We start from the raw sequence: 4772 nt of genomic DNA, 5'->3' as shown, positions 1-4772 counted from the left end.
GATAAGCCGCGGCTAGCCGGGGCTCTTCGGAGAGCGGTCGCGCCCGCCGTCAAGGATTGGCCCAACACGCTGGAGCCTCCGGCACCGGCACCCACGTACTGGGTGCACGAAGGCAACATGCTCGTCCACTCCGCCGTATTCAGGTCGGTCGGCGGGTTCGATCCTGCCCTTCGGGCGCAGGAGATTCAGGACCTGTCAATCCGCCTGGAACGGAAGGGAATCAAGCGCCAGTTCGATCCCAGCATCAGGGTGGTTCACCACCACATCGACGTCCGCGGAAAGAATCGGAGCAAGTGGGAGAACAGCGCGACGCGCTACCTCATACGCAAGCACGGGTTATACCGCTTCCTGACCGACCACTAGCCATTGGTGGCGACCCGCAGCGTGCGGCTACGCCGCACTTGCGGTCGCCACTAGCCATTTATTCCGGCGAATCCACTGGTCGGCCCAGCGGCCTCCGTCGGATTCGTGATGGCCGCCGATTCCACGCTCGTCAGGTAGAGATACAGCGCCACATCGGAGGCGATCGGCTGGCCGAACGCACTCATGAGTCCCGCAACGGGCTGACCGTTGACCGCCTGGGAGATCCCATCGAGGAACAGGGTGATGTCGTAGTTCGGAATGCTGATCAATGCGGCGTTGAGGATATCCGCCGTCGGAAGAAGAACGGTGTAGGGGTAAGCCACCACTTGGGAGAGCGCGGTGGGGATGTGAAGCAGTGCGGCTTCGATAGCCGCGGGGTCAGACAAGAGCTTTGGCAGCCCGGTCAACAGCGACCCGATCGACGAGATGGAGGGGGTCGCCGCGCTCGTCGCCGCCGCCGACGGATACAGCGTCGATAGCAGCGACGTCGGATTCTGCAGCAGCGAGGTCAGGGAACTGACTGTCGGCAGCGTTATGGGGTTTGGTCCGGTACCCATGAGATCGCCGACGAAATCGTGGAAACCCTGTTGGGCGCCGCTCGCCAACAGGCCGGGCAACATTTCGAAGGAACTCACGGGCGGGAAAAGCCCGGCCGGCGTGGGCACATTGGCCGGACCCGTCGACCAGCCATAGCGCGGGTCACCATAGCCCATGTTCACCAGATAGGTCATGTCCGGTTGCAGCAGGTCGGCTAGTGGATTTCCGAGGAACGGGATACTACGGATTGGCCCCAGCAGTGGCAGGTTGTTGGCGGGAATCATGTAGTAGTTGGTCGTCGTGGGGCCCGATGTCGGCAACTGAATGGCAAGCGTATTCAACTGCTGTTGCGAGAGAACGTGGTAGTAAAAGTGGTTCTCGCTCGCCAGGGCGTTCATGTCGGCCAGGAAGTTGAGTGGGTAGCGCGGGAAGTCGGCGTAGCCGTCATATTCGATCGTGTAAATGTTGGCCGGGTAAGGAGTGGCCGGTGTCGCGCCGTAGAAGTTCATTCCCAGACTCGGCAGCTGCAGACCCACGAAACGCTCGTAAAATCCGCCGTTGGGGTTCATCGGGTCGCCGACGATGGTAAAGGTGACCGGCGAGTTCGGGCCGCCCGGCACGCCCGCCGCTTGGAGCTTCGCCATTTCCAGGGACGCGACGACCGCGCCCTGGGAGTAGCCGTAAACGTTGACGGTGTTGCCTTGGCCGAGTTGCTGGTGGATCGCGTCATCCAAGATCTGCAGGCCCTCGTTGACGGACCCTGTGAAGGTCAGCTGCTTGACGCCACCAAAGGGATAGGCATTTTCTGGAATCCCTCCAGCCGCATCTACCACCACCTGTTGAGCGGCGACGGGCGCGCCGGCGCCGGCCTGAGACAGAGCGGCCGCGCCGGTGCTCTCCGCGGCCACATACGATCTGGCGCTGGCGCTTACGGCTTGGACAAACCTGTTGTGAAACCCTGCCGCCTGCGCCGCGAGGGCGTGAAAGTCCTGGGCGTAGTTGCCGAAAAGCCCGGCAATGACGGCAGAGATCTCATCCTCGGCGGCGGGCAACAATTGTGTCGTCGAGGCAGCCGCCGCGGCGTTGGCGTCGCTGATCGTCGCGCCGATACTCTCTAGATGCGGCGCCGCTGCCGCGACCGCGTCCGGACTTACGACCAGAAACGACAAAGCAATCCCCCGCATCAAGACAGCGCCTGCCAGGCCACCCCCGGCAACACGCGATGATGACGAGAGTCTATCGAGGATGCCCGCCCGCCATTGTGCGTTTGGGAAAGGTTTGCATCAGGTCACCCATCGCCCGCGCGCGAGGACTCCTGCTCCGACGCGCATGAAGAGGCGGCGACAGCATTATCCGGCGGGCATTCCCGCGTCTGCCCGGGTTCAGTGCGGTCCGCGGTCGCCGATCTCCGCGCGTAGGAGACGATGATTACCACACACGCAATCAGCCAGGAGATTGGCACCAAAAACAACGTGGTGGTTACCAGTGGCCGAGTGCCGACCACTCCGACGACTCCGGGCTGTCCGACGACCTGGCCGTAGACCGGTTCGGGAAATGGCGGTCCCGGCAGGGCGATCTGGGCGATGCTGAGGGCAACGGCGAGGCTCACGCAGATACCGACCGCGCGACGGCGGCCCCCGCGGGTCGCGAGCTGATCGAAAATCCCTGCGCCAGGCGGACCATCGGGGTCTCTGAGAACCAGCGCAGCGACCGGCAGGACGAATACCAGGTAATAGTGGAAGACCAGCGAGGGGAAGAGTGGGGCGCCGGCCAGCAGCATGATTCCCGTCAGCACAGGTGGGATGCGCGGCCCCAGAACAAGGACGGCGACGACGATGGCGACCAGCACGGCATACCCCGCCACGGATCGCGGACCGGCGAGGAAGCCGTCGGGTATCTTGCCGCCCGTTTGGGCGGCCTTGATCCCATCGGGAATCAGCATGAGCGCCCTGCCGAAGGACACGTTGCGGAACCCGACGGCCTGGCCCGGCGAGCCGTAATTGAGTGTGTTGTGGAGCGATTGGGTGATCGTCGCCGGAAAGTCGCGGGGCCACAGCAGGTATGCCGCCAGACTGGACGTCACCGCGCCTGCGATGGCGACGCCGCCCATCCGCCATTGGCGGGCCGCGAACAACACGACGGCCAGCACGATGAACTGTGGTTTTATCAGCGTCGCCAGCACCACGGTGATCGCAACGACGCCCCAGCGACGTCGGCACAGTCCGACCAGGAAAAACAGCCCGACGGGTGCCAGGAACGCCACCGAGTTGGCCCGATCGAGAACCATCCATGCCGGAATGGCCACCATGCCGAGGATTACGAAAATCACCATCCGCTCAGTACCGCGTGCGCCCCGAGCTGCCCACCAGGCCGGCGTGAGCACCGCTATCGTGAGCGCGAGCAGGTAACCCAACAAGCCCAGTTGCGGAGCGCTCAGCCATTTGGCCAAAAGGGCGAAGGCCAATTGCGGCACCATCGCGGCCGCCGGGTAGTTACTGCCGTTCGGCCGAAAGTCCGGTGGCATGAACAGCGGATAAGGCGCCCACGGGTTGGGCCGCATTCCCCAGCTGACCGGAAGGTTGTAGTCACTGAAGCAGTGCCTGCCAATGTGCGGAACCCAATTCAGAATGCAGTCTTCGGGATTGGAAACCAAAGAAGAAAGGACGTCGACCGAGTAGTACTGGGCAAGCACGTAGGCGACCACCGCGGAAACGGCTGAAATAAACAACACCGCATTTATCAGCAGTGCGCGCTCGGACTGGTTGGCGACGCTGGAGATTCGGTCTCGGACCCGCGCGGCCGCCCCTCGGGACCGCTCGCCAGGTCGCTGCACGCGCATCTCCCCGATTCCTAGGACGGCGACCGGTTGCAGCGCGGGAATCGCGGACGCAGAACCGAAAGCCGTATTACCAGTGGATGATTGGTTGGAACACTCCTCTTAGGGATCGAGATGCCAACGGCGGCAACGTTTTCCGCGCTCATCGTCGGATCTGAGGTTGTCGAGCGCGAGGAGTGGCGTCGGTCCGCATGCGCCTGCCCAACCAGCGGTATGCGGCGCGTCGGCCGTACGCGTTTGCGCGGGCCCGCAGGTTGCCGACGAGTAGGTGGCGTGGCCGTAGCAGCCCCGGATTCGCCGCGGCGAACTCGCGGCTGAAACCGATGGACTGCTCGGCTTGTGCTCTCACTAACTGCACACTCCATTGCGATTGGCTGACCCGGAATGAGGCAAGCGTAAGGGGCACAGCGACAAGGCTTCCGCGCAGTAGCACCGCGCAGTACGTCGCCAGGTCGATCAAATACGGGAACCGACCGTCCCAGCCGCCCGCCTCGACCAGTGCCGCGCGCCGGAACAGCACCGCCGCGGGCTCGCCGAAGATGTTTGTGCCGGCTAGCACAGTGCGCCGGATCGCCTCGGGACCGTGGACTTCACCGCGCAACCCGGCCAGCCCGCGGTTGCGCAGCACCGTGGTGCCCGCGGCGTCGATGATGTCCCTCGGGCTGGCGACCATGACAGCCTTCGCGTGCGCTTCCATTGCCGTCACCTGTTGGGCCAGGCAGTCCCGGGAGAGAAGATCGTCGCCGCACACCAACTTGATGAACTCGCCTGTCGCAAGATCGGTGACCGCATTCCAGTTCGCCGCCGCTCCCCCACCAGATGCTAACCGGCTCAAGCGAACTCGACGGTCGGCGGCAAACTGTTGCAGCGCTTCCCAGGTGCCGTCCGTCGAGCTGTGATCGGAAACCACCAACTCGAAGTCGGTGAAAGTCTGACCAAGTATCGAGCGCATGGTGGCGTCGATGAAGGCGGCGCTGTTATATGCCGGGACGACAACCGATACGCGTGGCGTCACAGTCCGGCTTGTTGTTGCTCG

3 protein-coding genes and 1 pseudogene are annotated in these 4772 nt (G+C 63.8%); 1 reads left to right on the top strand and 3 read right to left on the bottom strand.

All coding sequences use genetic code 11. The features are described from left to right. Window positions 1-363 (top strand): annotated as a pseudogene (locus JO059_RS16440) (glycosyltransferase family 2 protein); the annotation flags it as partial. A 50-nt stretch (window positions 364-413) separates the two neighbouring features. Here the strand turns inward: JO059_RS16440 and JO059_RS16435 are convergent. The 3 genes from JO059_RS16435 to JO059_RS16425 form a co-directional block, all read right to left on the bottom strand. After that, window positions 414-2084, bottom strand: a complete 1671-nt coding sequence (locus JO059_RS16435) for a PE-PPE domain-containing protein (protein WP_293320538.1) — start codon at window positions 2082-2084, stop codon at window positions 414-416. Between the two features lie 104 nt (window positions 2085-2188). After that, window positions 2189-3733 carry a hypothetical protein gene (locus JO059_RS16430; protein ID WP_293320536.1) on the bottom strand — a complete coding sequence of 515 codons (1545 nt, stop codon included), beginning with the start codon at window positions 3731-3733 and terminating at the stop codon, window positions 2189-2191. A 145-nt stretch (window positions 3734-3878) separates the two neighbouring features. Beyond that, window positions 3879-4751: a glycosyltransferase family A protein gene (locus JO059_RS16425; protein WP_293320534.1), complete on the bottom strand. Its 873-nt coding sequence runs from the start codon at window positions 4749-4751 to the stop codon at window positions 3879-3881. Window positions 4752-4772: the final 21 nt, after the last annotated feature.

Origin of the sequence: Mycobacterium sp., from assembly GCF_019247615.1 — a bacterium.
GTDB lineage: Bacteria > Actinomycetota > Actinomycetes > Mycobacteriales > Mycobacteriaceae > Mycobacterium.
Note: the sequence above shows the minus strand (reverse complement) of the source record. Positions and strands in the feature narration are given on the sequence as shown.

Bases quoted from the DNA above. Each gene is read 5' to 3' on its own strand.
- JO059_RS16435 (WP_293320538.1), bottom strand. From the start codon at position 2,084: ATGCGGGGGATTGCTTTGTCGTTTCTGGTCGTAAGTCCGGACGCGGTC.